The sequence below is a fragment of the Pseudomonas moorei genome (assembly GCF_008801475.1).
GTDB classification, from domain to species: Bacteria; Pseudomonadota; Gammaproteobacteria; order Pseudomonadales; family Pseudomonadaceae; genus Aquipseudomonas; species Aquipseudomonas moorei.
In genome coordinates, this window is the sequence record NZ_VZPP01000004.1 from 309,430 (window position 1) to 327,013 (window position 17,584).

At 60.0% G+C, this 17,584-nt stretch carries 15 protein-coding genes and 1 pseudogene; 8 read left to right on the plus strand and 8 right to left on the minus strand.

The genetic code is table 11. The features are described from left to right. Nucleotides 1–54: 54 nt before the first annotated feature. The 7 genes from F7R06_RS09270 (at nucleotide 55) to F7R06_RS09300 (ending at nucleotide 5,595) form a co-directional block, all read left to right on the plus strand. Nucleotides 55–1,044, plus strand: a complete 990-nt coding sequence (locus F7R06_RS09270; RefSeq protein WP_090323967.1) for an alpha/beta fold hydrolase — start codon at nucleotides 55–57, stop codon at nucleotides 1,042–1,044. A gap of 137 nt (nucleotides 1,045–1,181) precedes the next feature. Continuing rightward, nucleotides 1,182–1,673, plus strand: coding sequence for a ribonuclease E activity regulator RraA (rraA, locus tag F7R06_RS09275; RefSeq protein ID WP_090323966.1), 492 nt, complete (start codon nucleotides 1,182–1,184; stop codon nucleotides 1,671–1,673). A 21-nt stretch (nucleotides 1,674–1,694) separates the two neighbouring features. Then, complete coding sequence (locus F7R06_RS09280; RefSeq protein ID WP_090323964.1) at nucleotides 1,695–2,690, plus strand: zinc transporter ZntB; 996 nt, start codon at nucleotides 1,695–1,697, stop codon at nucleotides 2,688–2,690. 63 nt (nucleotides 2,691–2,753) lie between these two features. Next, nucleotides 2,754–3,002 carry a hypothetical protein gene (locus tag F7R06_RS09285; protein ID WP_020801096.1) on the plus strand — a complete coding sequence of 83 codons (249 nt, stop codon included), beginning with the start codon at nucleotides 2,754–2,756 and terminating at the stop codon, nucleotides 3,000–3,002. Between the two features lie 2 nt (nucleotides 3,003–3,004). Beyond that, the gene (locus F7R06_RS09290) at nucleotides 3,005–3,829 is read left to right on the plus strand and encodes a mechanosensitive ion channel family protein (RefSeq protein ID WP_008048604.1); all 825 of its coding nucleotides are present in this window, start codon (nucleotides 3,005–3,007) and stop codon (nucleotides 3,827–3,829) included. Nucleotides 3,830–3,919: 90 nt separating this feature from the next. Further along, entirely contained in the window at nucleotides 3,920–4,510 is a 591-nt protein-coding gene (gene sigX, locus F7R06_RS09295; protein WP_075949123.1) for an RNA polymerase sigma factor SigX, read from the plus strand. A gap of 107 nt (nucleotides 4,511–4,617) precedes the next feature. Then, nucleotides 4,618–5,595 (plus strand): OmpA family protein, encoded by a 978-nt coding sequence (locus F7R06_RS09300; RefSeq protein WP_090323963.1) that lies wholly within the window; start codon nucleotides 4,618–4,620, stop codon nucleotides 5,593–5,595. Nucleotides 5,596–5,678: 83 nt separating this feature from the next. Here F7R06_RS09300 and cobA read toward each other — a convergent pair whose 3' ends face one another. The 7 genes and pseudogenes from cobA to F7R06_RS09340 all read right to left on the minus strand — a co-directional run bounded on the left by cobA (nucleotide 5,679) and on the right by F7R06_RS09340 (nucleotide 15,734). Then, nucleotides 5,679–6,443 carry a uroporphyrinogen-III C-methyltransferase gene (cobA, locus tag F7R06_RS09305; RefSeq protein ID WP_090323961.1) on the minus strand — a complete coding sequence of 255 codons (765 nt, stop codon included), beginning with the start codon at nucleotides 6,441–6,443 and terminating at the stop codon, nucleotides 5,679–5,681. 10 nt (nucleotides 6,444–6,453) lie between these two features. Continuing rightward, nucleotides 6,454–9,171, minus strand: coding sequence for a nitrate reductase (locus F7R06_RS09310; RefSeq protein ID WP_090323959.1), 2,718 nt, complete (start codon nucleotides 9,169–9,171; stop codon nucleotides 6,454–6,456). Between the two features lie 20 nt (nucleotides 9,172–9,191). Next, nucleotides 9,192–10,427 (minus strand): annotated as a pseudogene (locus F7R06_RS09315) (NAD(P)/FAD-dependent oxidoreductase); the annotation flags it as partial. A 291-nt stretch (nucleotides 10,428–10,718) separates the two neighbouring features. Continuing rightward, nucleotides 10,719–12,386 (minus strand): bifunctional protein-serine/threonine kinase/phosphatase, encoded by a 1,668-nt coding sequence (locus F7R06_RS09320; protein WP_090323957.1) that lies wholly within the window; start codon nucleotides 12,384–12,386, stop codon nucleotides 10,719–10,721. A 7-nt stretch (nucleotides 12,387–12,393) separates the two neighbouring features. Next, nucleotides 12,394–13,605 (minus strand): nitrate/nitrite transporter, encoded by a 1,212-nt coding sequence (locus F7R06_RS09325; protein WP_090323956.1) that lies wholly within the window; start codon nucleotides 13,603–13,605, stop codon nucleotides 12,394–12,396. Nucleotides 13,606–13,931: 326 nt separating this feature from the next. Further along, nucleotides 13,932–14,507, minus strand: coding sequence for an ANTAR domain-containing response regulator (locus tag F7R06_RS09335; RefSeq protein ID WP_090323954.1), 576 nt, complete (start codon nucleotides 14,505–14,507; stop codon nucleotides 13,932–13,934). A gap of 15 nt (nucleotides 14,508–14,522) precedes the next feature. Then, on the minus strand, nucleotides 14,523–15,734 hold the full coding sequence (locus F7R06_RS09340) for a CmpA/NrtA family ABC transporter substrate-binding protein (protein ID WP_090323953.1): 1,212 nt from the start codon (nucleotides 15,732–15,734) through the stop codon (nucleotides 14,523–14,525). Nucleotides 15,735–15,963: 229 nt separating this feature from the next. Here F7R06_RS09340 and F7R06_RS09345 point away from each other — a divergent pair, with 229 nt between their 5' ends. Next, nucleotides 15,964–16,983, plus strand: coding sequence for a quinone-dependent dihydroorotate dehydrogenase (locus tag F7R06_RS09345; RefSeq protein ID WP_090323951.1), 1,020 nt, complete (start codon nucleotides 15,964–15,966; stop codon nucleotides 16,981–16,983). A 154-nt stretch (nucleotides 16,984–17,137) separates the two neighbouring features. Here the strand turns inward: F7R06_RS09345 and rmf are convergent, their stop codons facing one another. Continuing rightward, on the minus strand, nucleotides 17,138–17,353 hold the full coding sequence (rmf, locus tag F7R06_RS09350; protein ID WP_003223300.1) for a ribosome modulation factor: 216 nt from the start codon (nucleotides 17,351–17,353) through the stop codon (nucleotides 17,138–17,140). Nucleotides 17,354–17,584 lie beyond the last annotated feature (231 nt).

A 17,584-nucleotide genomic window follows, 5' to 3' on the forward strand; every position in this document is an offset into this window, starting at 1 on the left:
AGATTCAAGCAGGGCGGGCTCCTCCGGATGCCGCCCTTTTTTGTGCAAGAGCTTATGCAAAGCAGCAGCAACCTATTTCCTGTCGCCCTGATCAGCGCCGAGCGGCGCGGTGATCTGAGCGAAGATGTTTATCGTTTAAAACCCGGCAACAGCCCCGACGGCACCGTCGAAATCGCGGTGACTCGCCTCGGTATGGCCGATGAGCCGGCGGTGCGTGGCGTGCCGGTTATCCTGCTGCACGGCAGTTTTTCCAATCGACGCTTCTGGTTTTCTCCGAAAGGGCTGGGTCTCGGTGCCTATCTGACGCGCCTGGGCTTCGACGTGTGGATTCCGGAGATGCGCGGTCACGGCTTGTCCCAGCGCAACCGCAACTACCGCAAGAACCGCGTCGCCGACTACGCTCGTTACGATCTCCCGGCCATTGGCGCGTTCGTGCGTGAGCAAAGCGGCCAGGTGCCACACTGGATCGGTCACTCGCTGGGTGGCATCACCCTGGCGGCAGCGCTGGGCGGTGAATACATCGGTGAGCCCGTGGTCGCGTCTGCGGCGTTCTTTGGCACTCAGGTCAGCCGGACCTACTGGCCACTGAAGATTCCACCGGTGGAGTGGAGTGGGCGCTTCATTCTCAAGCGTTTTGCCCAGCTGTCGGGTTCGCGGCTCAAGCGCGGCCCGGAGGACGAGCCGATTGGCCTGGCCCTGGAAAGCATGCGCTGGTACGGCCTGTTCGGGCGCTTTGGTGATGCCGACAAGAACTGGTGGGCGGGTTTGGCCGAGGTTAAATTGCCGGTACTGGCGGTGAGTGCCGCCGGTGATCATCAGGACCCGGCCTGGGCTTGTCGCAAGCTGTTCGATCAGTTGGGTTCAGAGCACAAGCAATTTATCAATCTGGGTCGCGAGCAGGGCTTTGCCGACAATTTTGGCCACGTGGAAATGCTGGTCAGCAAAGCCGCACAGGCTGAAGTCTGGCCGCTGGTGGCCCGTTGGCTGGCGGACCAGCAAACCCCTCTGCCGGGTGCAGAAGCGGATTTGGCTGCGGTGATTTGAATTGGCCGCTCTATCAAGGGCATTTCGCTCTGATCGGCTAGCGGCTAAGATATGACGCATTGAGCTGTTCTGGTCATTTTCGATGACTGAGTCATCTGTGATGTTCGTGCTGTCTTCCTCTTAACAGGAGTTTCTCGATGAACCATTACCTCACGCCTGACCTGTGCGACGCCTATCCGGAGCTGGTGCAGGTGCTGGAACCGATGTTCAGCAATTTCGGTGGTCGGGATTCCTTCGGCGGCGAAATCGTGACCATCAAATGCTTCGAAGACAACTCGCTGGTCAAGGAGCAAGTCGAGCTCAAAGGTAATGGCAAGGTGCTGGTGGTCGATGGCGGAGGCTCCCTGCGTCGTGCATTGCTGGGTGACATGCTGGCCGAGAAAGCCGCGAACAACGGCTGGGAAGGGCTGGTGATCTACGGTTGCATCCGTGACGTCGACGTGATCGCACAAACCGATCTGGGGGTTCAGGCTTTGGCCAGCCACCCGATGAAAACCGACAAGCGCGGTATCGGCGATCTGAACGTAGCCGTGACCTTTGCTGGCGTGACCTTCCATCCGGGCCATTACATCTATGCGGACAATAACGGCGTGATCATCTCGCCTAGTCCGCTGAAAATGCCTGAGTAAGCTTTGACCGAAGGAATGCGGATGTTTGAGGAAGAAAACGCGCAATGGGGGCTGGTTCATGCCCTGGTACTGGATGGTAAAGGCGGCGCGCGTTCGATAGCCCGGACTGAACTCGATGAATTGCAGCTGCAGGCCCATGAAAGCCTGTGGCTGCACTGGGATCGCAGTCATCCGCAGACCCAGACCTGGCTGCGCAATTCCAGTGGTCTGAGTGAGTTCAGCTGCGATCTGCTGCTGGAAGAAAACACCCGACCGCGTCTTTTACAGCTTTCAGACAGCGAACTGCTGCTATTTTTGCGCGGGGTCAATCTGAACCCGGGTGCCGAGCCTGAAGACATGGTCTCGGTGCGGATCTTCGGGTCTGCCCAGCGCGTCATTTCCTTGCGTTTGCGCCCGTTGCGCGCCACGGATGAGTTGCTGGTGCAACTGGCGGATGGCAAAGGACCAAAAACGGCCTCCGAACTCATCCTGTATATGGCGCAGTACTTGACCAACAAGGTGCAGGATCTGGTCAGCGACCTCTCGGAAGTGGTCGATGAGGAAGAAGAAAAACTCGATGCCGACGAACGGTACACGCCCGAGCATGGAGCGATTTTACAGATCCGTCGGCGGGCGGCTGCGTTGAAGCGGTTTCTCGCTCCGCAGCGGGATATTTTTGGTCAACTGACACGGATCAAATTGCCCTGGTTCGTCGACGACGATGGTGATTACTGGAACGAATTGAACAACAGCCTGACCCGCTATCTGGAAGAGCTGGAATTGACCCGGGAGCGGGTGGGGCTGGTCCTGGAGGCTGAAGACCGGCGTTTGAGCGTGCGCATGAACCGCACGATGTACCGCTTCGGGATCATCACCGGGATTTTTTTGCCGATGAGTTTTCTGACCGGTCTGCTGGGTATCAACGTCGGCGGAATCCCGTTCTCTGCGAGCCCTTACGGGTTCCTTATTGCCTGCATGATAATGGTCGTGGTGGCATTGGGGCAGTGGTGGTTGTTCCGCCGTTTGCGCTGGGTTTGAAAGTGAGCCATGTGACCCGGGCAAATTTGATCGCGTCTTTCACAGACATCACGAGAGGTGCGTATGCACGATCCGTTTGAACAGTCTTTGCGTGACATGCTCAAGGCGTCTCCGTCCACCCGGGACGACGATGCTTGCCTTGGTCGTGTACTGAAAACCGCCAATCGCCAGGTCGGCGCCGGTGATTTGTTCAGCCTGCTGGGCCGTTGGTTGCCCGCGCTGATGATTGCCCTTAATAACGGATCGGCCCATGTGGCGCCGGTATCCCGCCTACGTAAACCTACCGCTCGCACTGCTGATAAGGCTGATTGAATATGGAACTTGATCTCTGGACTCAGAGCCTCGTCACTGCAATGACTGCGTTATGGACCAAGGTTGCGAACTTCATTCCGAACCTGTTTGGCGCACTGGTCGTGCTGCTGTTGGGTTTTGTCGTGGCCAAATTGCTGGACACGCTGCTCTCCAAATTACTGGCCAAACTGGGCCTCGATCGCCTGATGGGCGGCACCGGTCTGACCAAGTTGCTGTCTCGGGCAGGCCTTCAGGTACCAATCTCGACGCTGATCGGCAAGATCGTCTATTGGTTCGTTTTGCTGATTTTTCTGGTTTCTGCCGCAGAATCCCTTGGACTTGAGCGGGTTTCAGCTACGCTGGACATGCTCGCGCTGTATTTGCCGAAGGTCTTTGGCGCAGCGCTGGTGTTGCTGGTGGGGGTCTTGCTGGCCCAACTGGCCAACGGGCTGGTGCGCGGCGCGGCGGAAGGCGTGGGCCTGGACTACGCTTCCGGCCTGGGGCGAATTGCCCAGGGACTGGTCATCATCATCAGTATTTCGGTCGCGATCAGCCAGTTGGAGGTCAAGACTGACCTGCTCAACCATGTGATTGTGATTGTTTTGATTACCGTTGGTCTGGCGGTTGCGCTGGCCATGGGATTGGGAAGCCGGGAAATTGCCGGTCAGATTCTTGCGGGAATCTATGTGCGTGAGTTGTACCAGGTTGGGCAACAAGTACGTGTTGGCGAGGTCGAAGGCCAGATCGAAGAGATCGGCACGGTTAAAACCACATTGCTGACCGATGAGGGTGAGCTAGTCTCTCTTTCCAATCGGATCCTGCTTGAGCAGCATGTGAGTAGCCGCTAACCCGGCAAACCCTGCTAATGTATGCCGCCGCAAAATGCCAGCTGATGCTGGCTGCGGCGGACATTGACCTGACTGTCGGCCCGACTTGTTTTGAATAAAGCCCAATCGCTATCCATGCGCTACGACCCCCGCGAGCTCTCTGATGAGGAGTTGGTCGCGCGCTCGCACACCGAGCTGTTTCACGTGACGCGCGCCTACGAAGAGTTGATGCGGCGTTACCAACGAACATTATTTAACGTCTGCGCACGATATCTCGGGAACGATCGCGACGCAGACGATGTCTGTCAGGAAGTGATGTTGAAGGTGCTGTACGGCTTGAAGAACTTCGAGGGCAAATCGAAGTTCAAGACATGGCTATATAGCATCACTTACAACGAATGCATCACACAGTATCGGAAGGAACGGCGAAAGCGTCGCTTGATGGACGCCTTGAGTCTTGACCCCCTTGAGGAAGCGTCCGAAGAAAAGGCGCCGAAACCCGAGGAAAAGGGTGGACTCGATCGCTGGCTGGTGTATGTGAACCCGATTGACCGCGAAATTCTGGTGCTACGATTTGTCGCAGAGCTGGAGTTTCAGGAGATCGCAGACATCATGCACATGGGTTTGAGTGCAACAAAAATGCGGTACAAACGCGCTCTAGATAAATTGCGTGAGAAATTTGCAGGCATTGCTGAAACTTAGTTCAGCGCAAATATCTCTTACGTGTAGGCAAGTTCTGATAGACTTGCCGCCGAGTTGTCCCCCGGTTTGCGGGACTGCTTCACAATCACCAGATGGGGATTTAACGGATGAAACTGAAAAACACCTTGGGCTTGGCCATTGGTACTCTTATTGCCGCTACTTCGTTCGGCGCTCTGGCACAAGGCCAAGGCGCAGTTGAAGGCGAGCTCAACTACGGGAAAAAGTACAACGACAGCGTCAATAACGTTGAAGATGGCTACACTCCTGGCGCTTCCATCGGTTACTTCTTGACCGACGACGTGTCGTTGAACGCGACCTACAACAACGATGACTACACCCGTTCGAACAACGGTACTGGCCATCAGAAAATCGAAGGCGACCAGTTCGGTCTGAACGCTCAGTACCACTTCAACAACGCTGGCGACGCTCTGCGTCCCTACGTTCAAGGTGGTGTTAAGCACGGCAGCATGACCAACGTAGCCGCTGATGGCCACACCGGTCGTGACCAGTCGACTTTCCTGACCGCTGGCGGTGGTGTTAAGTACTACTTCCTCGAGAACGTTTACGCCCGTGCTGGCGTAGAAGCTGACTACAAGCTGGACAACGGCAAGTGGGACTACATCCCGTCCGTAGGTCTGGGCGTGAATTTCGGTGGCGGCAACAAGCCTGCTCCAGCTCCAGTTCCAGCACCGGCTCCAGAGCCAGCGCCAGTTGCAGAAGCTCCAGTTGCTGAGGTTGTTCGTGTTGAGCTGGACGTCAAGTTCGACTTCAACAAGTCGGTCGTTAAGCCAAACAGCTACGCTGACATCAAAAACCTGGCTGACTTCATGAAGCAGTACCCATCGACCACCACTACTGTTGAAGGTCACACCGACAACGTCGGTCCTGACGCTTACAACCAGAAACTGTCCGAGCGTCGTGCAAACGCCGTTAAACAAGTTCTGACCAGCCAGTACGGTGTTTCGCCATCCCGCGTTCAGTCGGTTGGCTACGGCGAATCCCGCCCAGTTGCTGACAACAGCACTGAAGCTGGTCGCGCTGTTAACCGTCGCGTAGAAGCGAAGGTTGAAGCTCAAGCTCAGTAATTAGCTTGCAGCTCTGAAAAGCCCGGCTTAGGCCGGGCTTTTCTTTGTCTGCGATTTGATGAAGAAACGGGCAATCAGGCAGATCAGGCGGTTTGATCGGCCACCATCGCGGGCAAGCCGCGCTCCCACTGAGAAGACGTTGCACAGGCCGCCACTGTGCCTATGACCAGAATGGCCGGGCTTTTGAGCTCGAAGGCGCAGGCATCTTCCTCCATCGCCGTCAGGTCACTCCGATATTCCCGTTGATGGGGCAAGGACGCGTTTTCAATCATCGCCACTGGCGTATCCGTCGCCATTCCCCCGGCAAGCAGCTGTTCGCGGATTTCGCCGAGCTTGGCCACCCCCATGTAGATCACCAGGGTCGTTCCGCTTTGGGCCAGCGCCTGCCAGTTCAGATGACTGCCGTCCTGGGTATGGGCCGTGACCAGCGTCACGCCACGCGCAACACCGCGCAACGTCAAAGGAATAGCGCATTGGGTCGCGCCCGCGAGTCCGGCCGTGATGCCGTTGACCAGTTCAATCTCGACCCCGCGCTCACGCAGCCACGCTGCCTCTTCGCCGCCGCGCCCGAATATGCAGGGATCGCCACCCTTGAGTCGCACCACGCATTTGCCTTGGCGCGCGTAACGCAGCATCAGCCGATGAATGAACGCTTGCGGGGTAGAGCGACATCCGCCGCGTTTGCCCACGGGGATGATCCGCGCACCAGCGCAATGTTCCAGTACGGCGTCATTCACCAGGTCATCGATCAGCACGACATCAGCCTCTCTCAACGCCCGAACGGCCTTGAGTGTCAGCAATTCCGGATCGCCAGGTCCCGCGCCTACCAGCCAGACTTTTGCGTTCATAGTATTTTCCTCACGAGGTGACCGCGACCGGGCGCGCAGTGGCGACCAGCAAACGCTTGATTTCCGGGACGCACGAGCCGCATTGCGTGCCGCAGCCCAATTGCTCTTTCAGCCCCAGCAAGTCCAGCCCTCGGGCAATCCCGGCGCAGACCGCGCTTTGACTGACGTTCTTGCAGTTGCACAGGGTTTGATTGCTGGCGATCGACGTAGCCCCGTGGCCCGGTGGCGTGCTCAGTGGCGCCAATAGCCAGCGTCGCAGCTCTTCGTCGGTACGACCTTCCAGCCAAAGGTTTTGCAGCCAGTGCTGGGCGAGGGTTTCGCCCGCCAGGCGAATCGCAGTAATTCGGCCGTTATCGATACGCACGCGCTTTCCGATGGAGCGCCGTGGGTCGTCGTAGGCCAATACCGTACCTTCGTGCAGCCCCAGGCATTGATCGATCTCCCGTAGCAAGCTTGGGTCCGCTGCTGAGGCGCTGGCGGCGCGTATAAGCAATGCTGGGCGTTCACGGCCTGCCAGGCTTAGGCTTACGTAGGAAAACGGCTCGCAGAGGGTGCGTAGCGTCTCAAAATGCTGTTGAACATCGCCTTCGATCAGTGCGAACAGACGCCAAGGCAACTGCACCGGCTCCAGGCGCACGCCGCTGTGCTTGAGTTCGGGTTGCTTGGACATTGGATCAAAGGCGGGAAGGGTGAGGCTGTTCACGCCGCCCTTGAGAAAGCGATCGCCCCAATGCATCGGCAGGAACGCTTGGCCGGGACGCACGTTGTCGTCGCTGCTGACCGGCACAATCACTTCACCGCGCCGGCTTTTCAGGCTGACCAGGTCGCCTGGCTGCAAGTCATGTTGGCGCAGATCCTGCGGATGCAGGCTCAATACCGCTTCGCCCACATGGCCGAACAGTTGTGCGGCAGTGCCGGTACGGCTCATGCCATGCCATTGATCACGCAGGCGGCCGGTGATCAGCGTCAGCGGGAACTGTGCATCGCGCTGCTCCTTGGCGGCGCGGAATGGTTCGGCGACGAATTGCGCGCGACCGTTGGCGGTGGGGAAGACGCCGTCGCCATACAGTCGGGCGGTGCCTGCGCTGGCATTCGTAGGGAAGGGCCATTGTTGCGGGCCGATCCGGTCGATCAGGCCATGGCTGATGCCGGACAGGTCCAGATCTCGACCGCGGGTCATTTGTTTATATTCGTCGAAGAGCTGCGTCGGGGTTTCAAAGGCAAACAGGCTGGGTTGTCCGGGGCGCAGATGTTTTTCGAGGCGTTGTGCGAAATCTACGGTGATCGCCCAATCGGGCCGCGCTTCACCAGGTGCGACGATGGCCTGGCGGACGTGGGAAATGCGTCGTTCGGAGTTGGTCACCAGGCCGTCTTTTTCGCCCCAACTGGCGGCGGGTAATAGCAGGTCGGCGAACGCCGCTGTTTCGGTGGTGCGAAACGCTTCCTGCAACACCACGAACGGACAGTTTTGCAATGCAGCGCGCACGGCGTTCTGGTCCGGCATCGATTGCGCCGGGTTGGTGCAGGCGATCCACAATGCCTTGATCTTGCCGCTGCGCACCTGCTCGAACAGTTCGATGGCGGTAAGCCCGGTACTGGCCGGGAGCTGTTCGACGCCCCAGTAAGCAGCCACTTCAGCGCGGTGGTCGGCATTGGCGGCTTCACGATGCCCGGGCAACAGGTTCGACAGGCTGCCGGTTTCACGGCCGCCCATGGCATTGGGCTGACCGGTCAGGGAGAAAGGCCCTGCGCCGGGGCGGCCAATTTGCCCGGTGGCCAGGTGCAGATTGATCAATGCGCTGTTTTTGGCGCTGCCAGCGGTCGACTGATTCAACCCCATGCACCACAGCGACAGAAAACTTGGGGTAGTGCCGACCCATTCAGCGCACTGCTGCAGTTGTTCAATGCTGATGCCGCACAGCTGCGCAACCATGGACGGTGTGTAGTCGTGTACCAGTTGCTTGAGTTCCGTCAGACCTTGGGTGTGCGCCTCGATGAAGTCGCGGTCGACCCGGTTTTCCCACAGCAGCAAGTGCAAAATCCCATGGAACAAAGCGACATCGGTGCCCGGCAGAATCGCCAGATGCAGGTCAGCCAAATCACAGGTGTCGGTGCGGCGCGGGTCGATGACGATGACTTTCATCTGCGGACGGCGGGATTTGGCTTCCTCCAGGCGACGAAACAGCACCGGATGGGCGTAGGCAATATTGCTGCCGACGATCATCACGCAATCGCTCGATTCCAGGTCTTCGTAGCTGCACGGTGGTGCGTCGGCGCCGAGGCTGCGTTTGTAGCCCACCACTGCAGAAGACATGCATAGCCGAGAGTTGCTGTCGATGTTGTTGGTGCCCACCAGCGCTCGCGCCAGTTTGTTGAAGGCGTAGTAGTCCTCGGTCAGCAGCTGTCCGGATATGTAGAACGCGACACTGTCCGGGCCATGTTCGGCGATGGTGCGGGCAAACACACTGGTGGCGTGATCGAGGGCGGTGTCCCAATCGGTGCGAGTGCGGGCCAGGCCTTTGCCCAGGCGCAATTCGGGATACAGCGCCCGCGCACTCAAGTCACCGGTCAAATGCAGGGTCGAGCCCTTGCTGCACAGCTTGCCGAAGTTGGCAGGATGGGCTGGATCGCCGCTGACGCCGAGGATGCGCTCGCCGTCATGCTCGATCAGCACGCCGCAGCCGACTCCGCAGTAACAACAGGTGGACGCAGTGATCTGGCGGTTCATCAGGCGACTTCCCGCGTTGGTCCGGCGTCAGCCAAGGCCTGTTCCAGGGTAAAGGAATGGCCGAACATCAACTGATCGCGGATTTCGCCGATGACCTGGTGCTCAAGGATTTGCCGGAAGTACCAGCCACCATCGGCCGTATCGCCGTAGAGGCAGGCCCCGACCAGTACGTCATCCTTGATCACCAGTTTTTTGTAAACGCCGCCGATGGGGTCGGTGAGGGTGATGGTTTCAGTGCCTTCACCGCCCATGTAGTCGCCGGCGGAAAAAAGGTCGATGCCGGTGACTTTCAATTTGGTCGAGGTCACCGAGCCTTTGTAGCTGGCGAAGCCCAGTTGTGCGAGGTGATTGGCGCAGACCTTGGCCTGGTCGAACAACGGCGCCACCAGGCCATAGGCGATGCCGCGATGGCTGGCGCATTCGCCGATGGCGTAGACCCGTGGGTCGTAGGTTTGCAGGGTATCGTTGACCAGAATCCCGCGGTTGCAAGGGAGGCCGGATTGTTCCGCGAGTTCGATGTTGGGTCGGATGCCGGCGGCCATCACCACCAGATCGGCGGGAATAATGTCGCCGTTCTTGAACTCGACCGAGCCAACCCGGCCATTACCGGCATCGTGCAGCGCCTGGGTTTGCTCGCAGAGGCGAAAGTGAAGGCCGCGGGCCTCCAGGGCATTTTGCAGCAGCTGCCCGCTGGTCTTGTCCAGTTGCCGATCCAGCAGCCATTGGCCGAGGTGCACGACGGTGACGTGCATGCCCCGCAGCATCAGGCCGTTGGCCGCCTCCAGCCCCAGCAGTCCACCACCGATGACCACTGCGTGTTTATGGGTTTTGGCGGTGTCGATCATGACCTGGGTGTCGGCGATGTCGCGGTAGCCGATCACGCCCTGTAGCGTGTTGCCGGGAATCGGCAGGATGAACGGGCTGGAGCCTGTGGCGATCAACAGGCGATCGTATTCGGCCACGGTGCCGTCTTCGGCGATGACCCGGCGCCTGACCCGGTCGATTTCCACGACTTTGCGGTTGAGCAGCAACTTGATGTCGTTTTCCAGGTACCAGTCCAGGTCGTTGAGCACGATCTCTTCGAAGGTCTGCTCGCCAGCCAGCACCGGCGACAGGAGGATGCGGTTGTAATTGGTATGGGGTTCGGCGCCGAAGACCGTGATGTCGTACAGCTCGTTGCTCAGTTTCAGCAGTTCTTCGAGGGTACGAACGCCGGCCATGCCGTTGCCGATCATCACCAGTTTGAGTTTTTTCATCAGGTCCTCCGGGGAACACAGACCCGCCTCTTCAGGCTTTCCAGGTCTTGCTCGACAATTTCGCGCAAACAAAAAAAGGCGTCCCGCCAGTTGCCTGACGGGGACGCCTTTGTCCGGTCCCGTTCTCTCGGGAAGCACAGTCTTCGTCGTTGAAGCCTGCACGTTATGTGTGATGAGAAGGCTAATGCAGTGGTTGTGCCAAGTCGGTCTGACCCCATGGTTCGGCGTGTGTGCAGGCGTTCGCCATGCGCCTATGACGTTTTGATGCACCGATTCAACGCGCGGCGCCCATTAATGGAGCGCCAACACCAGTAGCACCAGATTCACCACCAGCGAAATCAGCGCCAGGGTCCGCCACACCTTCAACGGTTCGCGCTCCAGCAATGGCCGGGGGCGTACGCTCAAGCTGCGTCGCTCGCCCTGTTCCATCAGCAATAACCACTCTTCCGCCGTTTCAAAGCGTTGAGCCGGATCCGCCGCCACCGCGCGTTCCAGGGTTTGTATCAGCCATTCCGGGAGGTCGGGACGATAGCGGCTGGGACTCACCGGAACGCCGAACCGTGGGCGCTGGAAAGCTTCGATTTCGCCATAGGGAAAATGTCCGGTGAGCAGGACATACAGGGTCACGCCGACCGAGTACAAATCCTGTTGCGCACTCGGCGGGTCTCCGCGAAACGCTTCCGGCGCAATGTAGCTGGGGGTCCCGGGCAGGGCAGAGGGTTCGTCGAGGGACAAGCCAGGGCAATAGGCGAGGCCGAAATCGAGCAGCCGCAACTCGCCGTCGTCCCCGAGCAGCAGGTTCTCCGGTTTGATATCGCGGTGCAGAATCTGCCGCCGATGCAGCATGCCCACCGCTCGCAACAGGCGTTCGGCCAGGTCTTGCCATTGCGCCAACGGCAAGGGGCCGGCTTGTTCATGCAGTTGTGCCAGGGTCGATCCAGAATATTCGCGCATCACGTAGTACAAATGCTGACGCTGACTGACGGCATGCACTTCAGGGAAATGCCGCCCAGCGACACGCTTGAGAAACCATTCTTCCGACAACAACGCTTGCCCGGCCGGGTGATCGTCGCGCAAGTGAGCGGGCAGGGTTTTCAGCAACCAGGTTTGCCGCTGACTGTCACGCACGCGATAGAGCAGGGATTGCTGGCTCTGGCCGACGATCCCTTCGACCTGCCAGCCCTCGAAGTCCTGACCCGGTTTCAATGCGGGCGGCAGTGGCCATTGCTGCAGTTGAATCAACGCGTCGCCGATGCTGGTTTCACCGAGGGCGTCGACCCGCACCAGCAAGGCGCTGGCATTGTCCTGGCTGCCGGCCAGGTGCGCGGCATTGACCAGGGTTTGTGCGGCGCTGTGCAGATCCGGTTGGTCGCGCAGAATCGCGGCAATGGCCGTGTCACCCAGGACCGCCCAGACCCCGTCGCTAAGCAGTACAAAGCTTTCATCAAGACGCAATTCGCCGTCGAGAAAGTCCAGCACCAGGTGCTGATCGAGCCCCATCGCCCGTTTGAGCACATGCTGCATGCCCGGCTGGTCCCAGACGTGATCCTCGCTGATGCGCTGCAACTGATCGGCATGCCAGCGATACACCCGGCAATCGCCCACATGGGCCAGGGTGAACCGCCGGCCACGCATGACCAATGCGCTGACCGTGGTCAGCAGCGGTTGTCCACCGCCGTTGGCCTGCAGCCAGCGGTTTTGCGCCAGCAGCAGACGATCCAGTGCCTGGGCGACGCCCCAGGTTTCCGGGGTGGCGTAGTAATCCAGTGCCAGCGCCTGCAGGGTAGAGCGAGCGGCAAGCCCACCGTCGGCGCACTGACTGACGCCGTCGGCGATGGCGAACAGGCAACCCTTGCTCGCCGCCAGCGCCGGTGCCGGTGTGACCAGCCGCAACGCATCCTGGTTTTCTTCGCGCGGGCCGATGGCGCTCGCTTCGGCGAAGCTCAGTTGCAGGCTCATCGCCGGCTCAGACCCGCGCAGCGGTCACAGCGGCCGAACCCCAGGTGGTTCTCCAGCGACGTTTCACCCCGTGCAGGCCGAACCAGGCGAGGACGCCAAGGCTGGCGAACAGCCACAGGGCCATTTGGTAGCTGCCGGTGTTTTGCTTGATCGCACCCATGCCGGCTGCCAGGGCAAAACCGCCGATTCCACCAGCCATGCCGATCAGACCGGTCATCACGCCGATTTCACGACGAAAACGCTGTGGCACCAATTGGAACACGGCGCCGTTGCCCGCACCGAGACCGAGCATGGTGCAGACGAAAAGTGCCAGCGCGGCGTAGGAGCTCGGCAGGTTGAAGCCGACCGCGGCAATGCAGATCGCGGCCACGGTGTACATCGCCAACAGGGTGCGAATACCGCCGAAACGGTCGGCCAGGGCGCCGCCCAACGGGCGCATCAGGCTGCCACCGAACACGCAGGCGGCGGTGTAGTAGCCGGCAGTCACCGGGCTCAGGCCGTATTGATCGTTGAAATAGCCGGGCAGGGCGCTGGCCAGGCCGATGAAGCCACCGAAGGTCACGCTGTAGAAAAACATGAACCACCAACTGTCGCGGTCGCCCAAGGCCTTGAAGTAGTCGGCCATCGACTTGGCTTTCGGCCGTTCAGGCGCGTTTTTGGCCAGCCAGGCGAAAACGATCAACGACAGGATCAGTGGGATGAGGGCAAAACCGAAGACATTGCTCCAGCCAAACGCCGCCGCCAGAACCGGCGCGATCAACGCCGCGAACACGGTGCCCGAGTTGCCGGCACCGGCGATGCCCATGGCCTTGCCTTGATGCTGCGGCGGATACCATTGCGATGCCAAAGGCAGGGCCACCGCGAATGACGCGCCGGCCATGCCGAGGAACAAGCCCAGGACCAATGCTTGTTCGTAGCTGTGGATGCCGAGCTTCCAGGCCCCGAACAGTGCGCAGATAACGATCATCTGGCCAATCAGGCCAGCGGTTTTCGGCGACAGGCGATCAGCCAGCATGCCCATGATGAAACGCAATACCGCGCCGGCGAGAATAGGCGTGGCCACCACCAGCCCGCGTTGTTGGGTGGTCAGGTGCAGGTCGGCGGCGATTTGCACGGCCAGGGGGCCAAGCAGGTACCAGACCATGAAGCTCAGATCGAAATAGAGGAAGGCGGCAAAAAGGGTTGGGGTATGGCCGGATTTCCAGAAGCTTGAATTCATCGCGCACCTCAGCTGATAGGAGTCTCGAACGGGAGTCATGCAGGTGGGGCGCCTTGAGGGCTGCACCACCAGCCCCGGGCAATGGGGCCAAAACAAAAAAACGCCGCCACCTGATTCGCCATGGGGCAAATGAGGTGAGCGACGTCTTTGTCGTAGGTGGGGCAACCGCCGTTGGTTACCTGTGGAGTTACTTAGCGAGATTTGTGCCAACACTGTGAAACCGAGTGAAGGCCATCGTGAGCGGGCTCGCTCCCACAGAGGAGCGGCACAACATTCATCTGTGGGAGTGAGCTTGCTCGCGATGCTGCCCTCGCAGGCGCAGGGCTTCAGCCCAGCAATTCACTCATCGCGATGATTTGCTCCGCCACCTGAATCAGCTTCTGCTGGCGGCTCATGGCCTGGCGGCGCATCAAGGTGTAGGCCTCTTCTTCATTGCAGTCCTTCATTTTCATCAGCAGCCCTTTGGCCAGCTCGATGCGCTTGCGCTCGGCGAGCTGCTGGTCGCGGGCGTGCAGTTGAGCGCGCAGGGCCTGGTCGCTTTCGAAGCGCGCCATGGCCACGTCGAGAATCGGCTGCAAGCGTTGGGCGTGAATACCTTCGACGATGTAGGCACTGACCCCGGACTTGATCGCCTGGCGCATCACGTCCGGATCGTGTTCATCGGTGAACATCACGATCGGTCGTGGTTGGTCGCGACTGACCAGTACCACTTGCTCCATCACGTCGCGGCCCGGTGACTCGGTATCGATCAGAATCACATCCGGACGCACCGTTTCGACGCGCTCGGGCAGGTCGATGGTCAGTCCCGACTCGTCGATCACCTCGAACCCGGCCTCGGTCAGGGCCGCCTTCAGGCGTCCGACTTTTTTGGCGGTGTCGTTGATCAGCAGAATACGCAGCATGTTTGCAATCTCCTGTCAGCGGCTGGCCAGTCGGTACGAGCTGTCGCTCATGGCGTGCAGTTTGAAACTGCGGGCATAACCGGCAGGGTCCGAGCCGTCCCAGACCTTGCCGTCGATCAACTGGCTGCTGCGCATTTCCTTGTCCGGTGCGGCGACGCCGACGGCGCTGGCGGCCTCACGATACAAGTCCAGTTGTTGAACCTGGCGGGCCACCGCGAGGTAATCCGGATCGTCGCGCAGCAGGCCCCAGCGCCGGAACTGGGTCATGAACCACATGCCATCGGACAGGTACGGCAGATTGACTTCACCCTCGCCGTGGAAGCGCAAGGCGTGCGGATCCTGCCAGCGATGGCCGAGACCGTCGTCGTAGTCGCCCAGCAAACGCGGTTCAATGCATTCGATCGGCGCATCAAGGTATTGCGTGGCACTGAGCAATTGCGCGGTGCTGCGACGATTTTCGCTGCTTTGCTCGATGAAACGGCTGGCCTGCAGAATCGCCATTACCAACGCGCGGGCGGTGTTCGGGTATTGCTCGACGAAGGCGCGGGTGCAGCCGAGCACTTTTTCCGGGTGATCGGGCCAGAGGGTCTGGCTGGTTGCCATCGTAAAACCGAGGTTCTGTTGCACCGCGCTGGCCGCCCAGGGCTCGCCGACGCAGAAACCGTCGATGCGTCCCGCTTGCAGGTGCGCGACCATTTGCGGCGGCGGCACCACTACGCTGTCGACGTCCTGCAACGGGTGAATGCCCTGGCTGGCGAGCCAGTAATACAGCCACATGGCATGGGTGCCGGTGGGGAAGGTCTGGGCAAAGGTGAGTTTTGGGCGACTTTGGTGCACATGCCGGTCCAGTGCTTCAGGACTGGTCACGCCCAGCGCCTGCAAACCGTGGGAGAGGTTGATGCTCTGGCCGTTCTGGTTCAATCCCATCAGTACGGCCATGTCTGTGGGCGCCACACCGCCGATGCCCAGGTGTACCGCGTAGATCAGGCCGTAGAGGCTATGGGCGGCGTCGAGTTCACCGCTGACCAGTTTGTCCCGCAGGTTGGCCCAGGATGGCTGGCGCTTGAGGTTCAAGGTCAGGCCGTAGGGCTGGGCGAAGCCCTGGGTGGCGGCGACCACGACTGAGGCGCAGTCGCTCAGGGCCATGAAGCCGAGGTTGATTTCGGACTTTTCCGGGGCATCGCTGCCATTGACCCAGGCCAGCGGGCAGGCTGATGGTTCGTTCATCGCGTCTTCACCTTGCAAAAAAAAGCGCCGTCCCGCGTCCTTGCACGCGCAAGGCCGGATGACGACGCCATTGTCCTGGCACTTATCCCGCCGTTGGCATGAGTGCTGATGACAGGAGTGGTGCAAGGCATATGCCATCGTCTGTTGATTGCGTCGCGCGCCTCGCCTGTGGGCCTCTTGCCCGGCTATAATCGCCGCCACTTTTCATAGCCCAGAGTCAAACCCGCCCATGTACACCCTGGCCCGTCAGCTGTTGTTCAAACTTTCCCCGGAAACCTCCCACGATCTGTCCCTGGACCTGATCGGCGCAGGCGGGCGTCTGGGGCTCAACGGCTTGTTGTGCAAGGCGCCGGCGAAGGTGCCGGTGACGGTCATGGGCCTGGACTTCCCGAACCCGGTGGGCCTGGCGGCCGGTCTGGACAAGAATGGCGCGGCCATCGACGGCTTTGCCCAGCTGGGTTTCGGCTTTGTCGAAATCGGCACCGTCACCCCGCGTCCACAGCCGGGTAACCCGAAGCCACGCCTGTTCCGCCTGCCGGAGGCCGAGGCGATCATCAATCGCATGGGTTTCAACAACCTCGGCGTCGATCACTTGCTGGCCCGCGTCGCTGCGGCCAAGTACAAAGGTGTGCTGGGCATCAATATCGGCAAGAACTTCGATACCCCGGTCGAGCGTGCGGTCGACGATTACCTCATTTGCCTGGACAAGGTTTACGCCCATGCCAGCTATGTGACGGTCAACGTCAGCTCGCCGAACACGCCGGGGCTGCGCAGCCTGCAGTTCGGTGACTCGCTCAAGCAACTGCTGGCCGACCTGGCCACGCGCCGGGCGGAACTGGCGCTGCGCCACGGCAAACACGTGCCCCTGGCGATCAAGATCGCGCCGGACATGAGCGACGAAGAAACCGCGCAGGTCGCGCAGGCATTGATCGAAACCGGAATGGACGCGGTCATCGCCACCAACACCACCTTGAGCCGAGTAGGCGTCGAAGGCATGGAGCACGGTGACGAGGCGGGTGGTTTGTCCGGCGCACCGGTTCGTGACAAGAGCACCCACACCGTGAAAGTGCTGGCGGCAGAGCTGGCGGGTCGCTTGCCGATCATCGCCGCGGGCGGCATCACCGAAGGCAGGCACGCAGCGGAGAAAATCACCGCCGGGGCGAGCCTGGTGCAGATCTACTCGGGCTTCATTTATAAGGGACCGGCGCTGATTCGTGAGTCGGTAGACGCTATCGCAGCCCTGCGCTGATCCTTTGTAGGAGCGAGCTTGTTCCGACAGAACGAACAGGCATAAAAAAGGGCTCCTCGAAGGAGCCCCTGGGCCGGAGCCCGCCGTCCGGATGGGACGTGCGTGGTTAATTCGTTACGTAATCAGATTGTCGTGTCGGAGTGTGTGCCCTGTGTTAGCCGACGGCGTGAAGTTCGTTGAGTCTGTGGATTCCCGCAGTGCCGGTCATACCGTCCCAGTTGTCGCCGCGTCCTTCTCGCCAGCCGTTAATCCAGGCTTGGCGTACCGACGGTAGAGTAAATGGGCAAAGCTCACGGGATTTGCCACCAACGCCATATTGATATCCGCGCAAAAACGCTCTTTCCAACGGATCACGCTTAAGTCTTCTCATAGGGTGTAGCCCTCACTTGTTGACTGTTTTCATCGCGTCGACCTCAATCGAGGTCAGGCAGAAAAACTCTGCCGTTGGGGGGCTCGCTGCCGGCGTGGCGAGCCAAGGTGTTGGCGTCATTGCGGCGCCAACCTGAGTTGAGTTCTAACCAATGCGTCACATCGAGGGAATGATCGTTTTGTCATAAGGACGTAACCATAAAGATGCTATGGCCATAAGTAACACGATGTT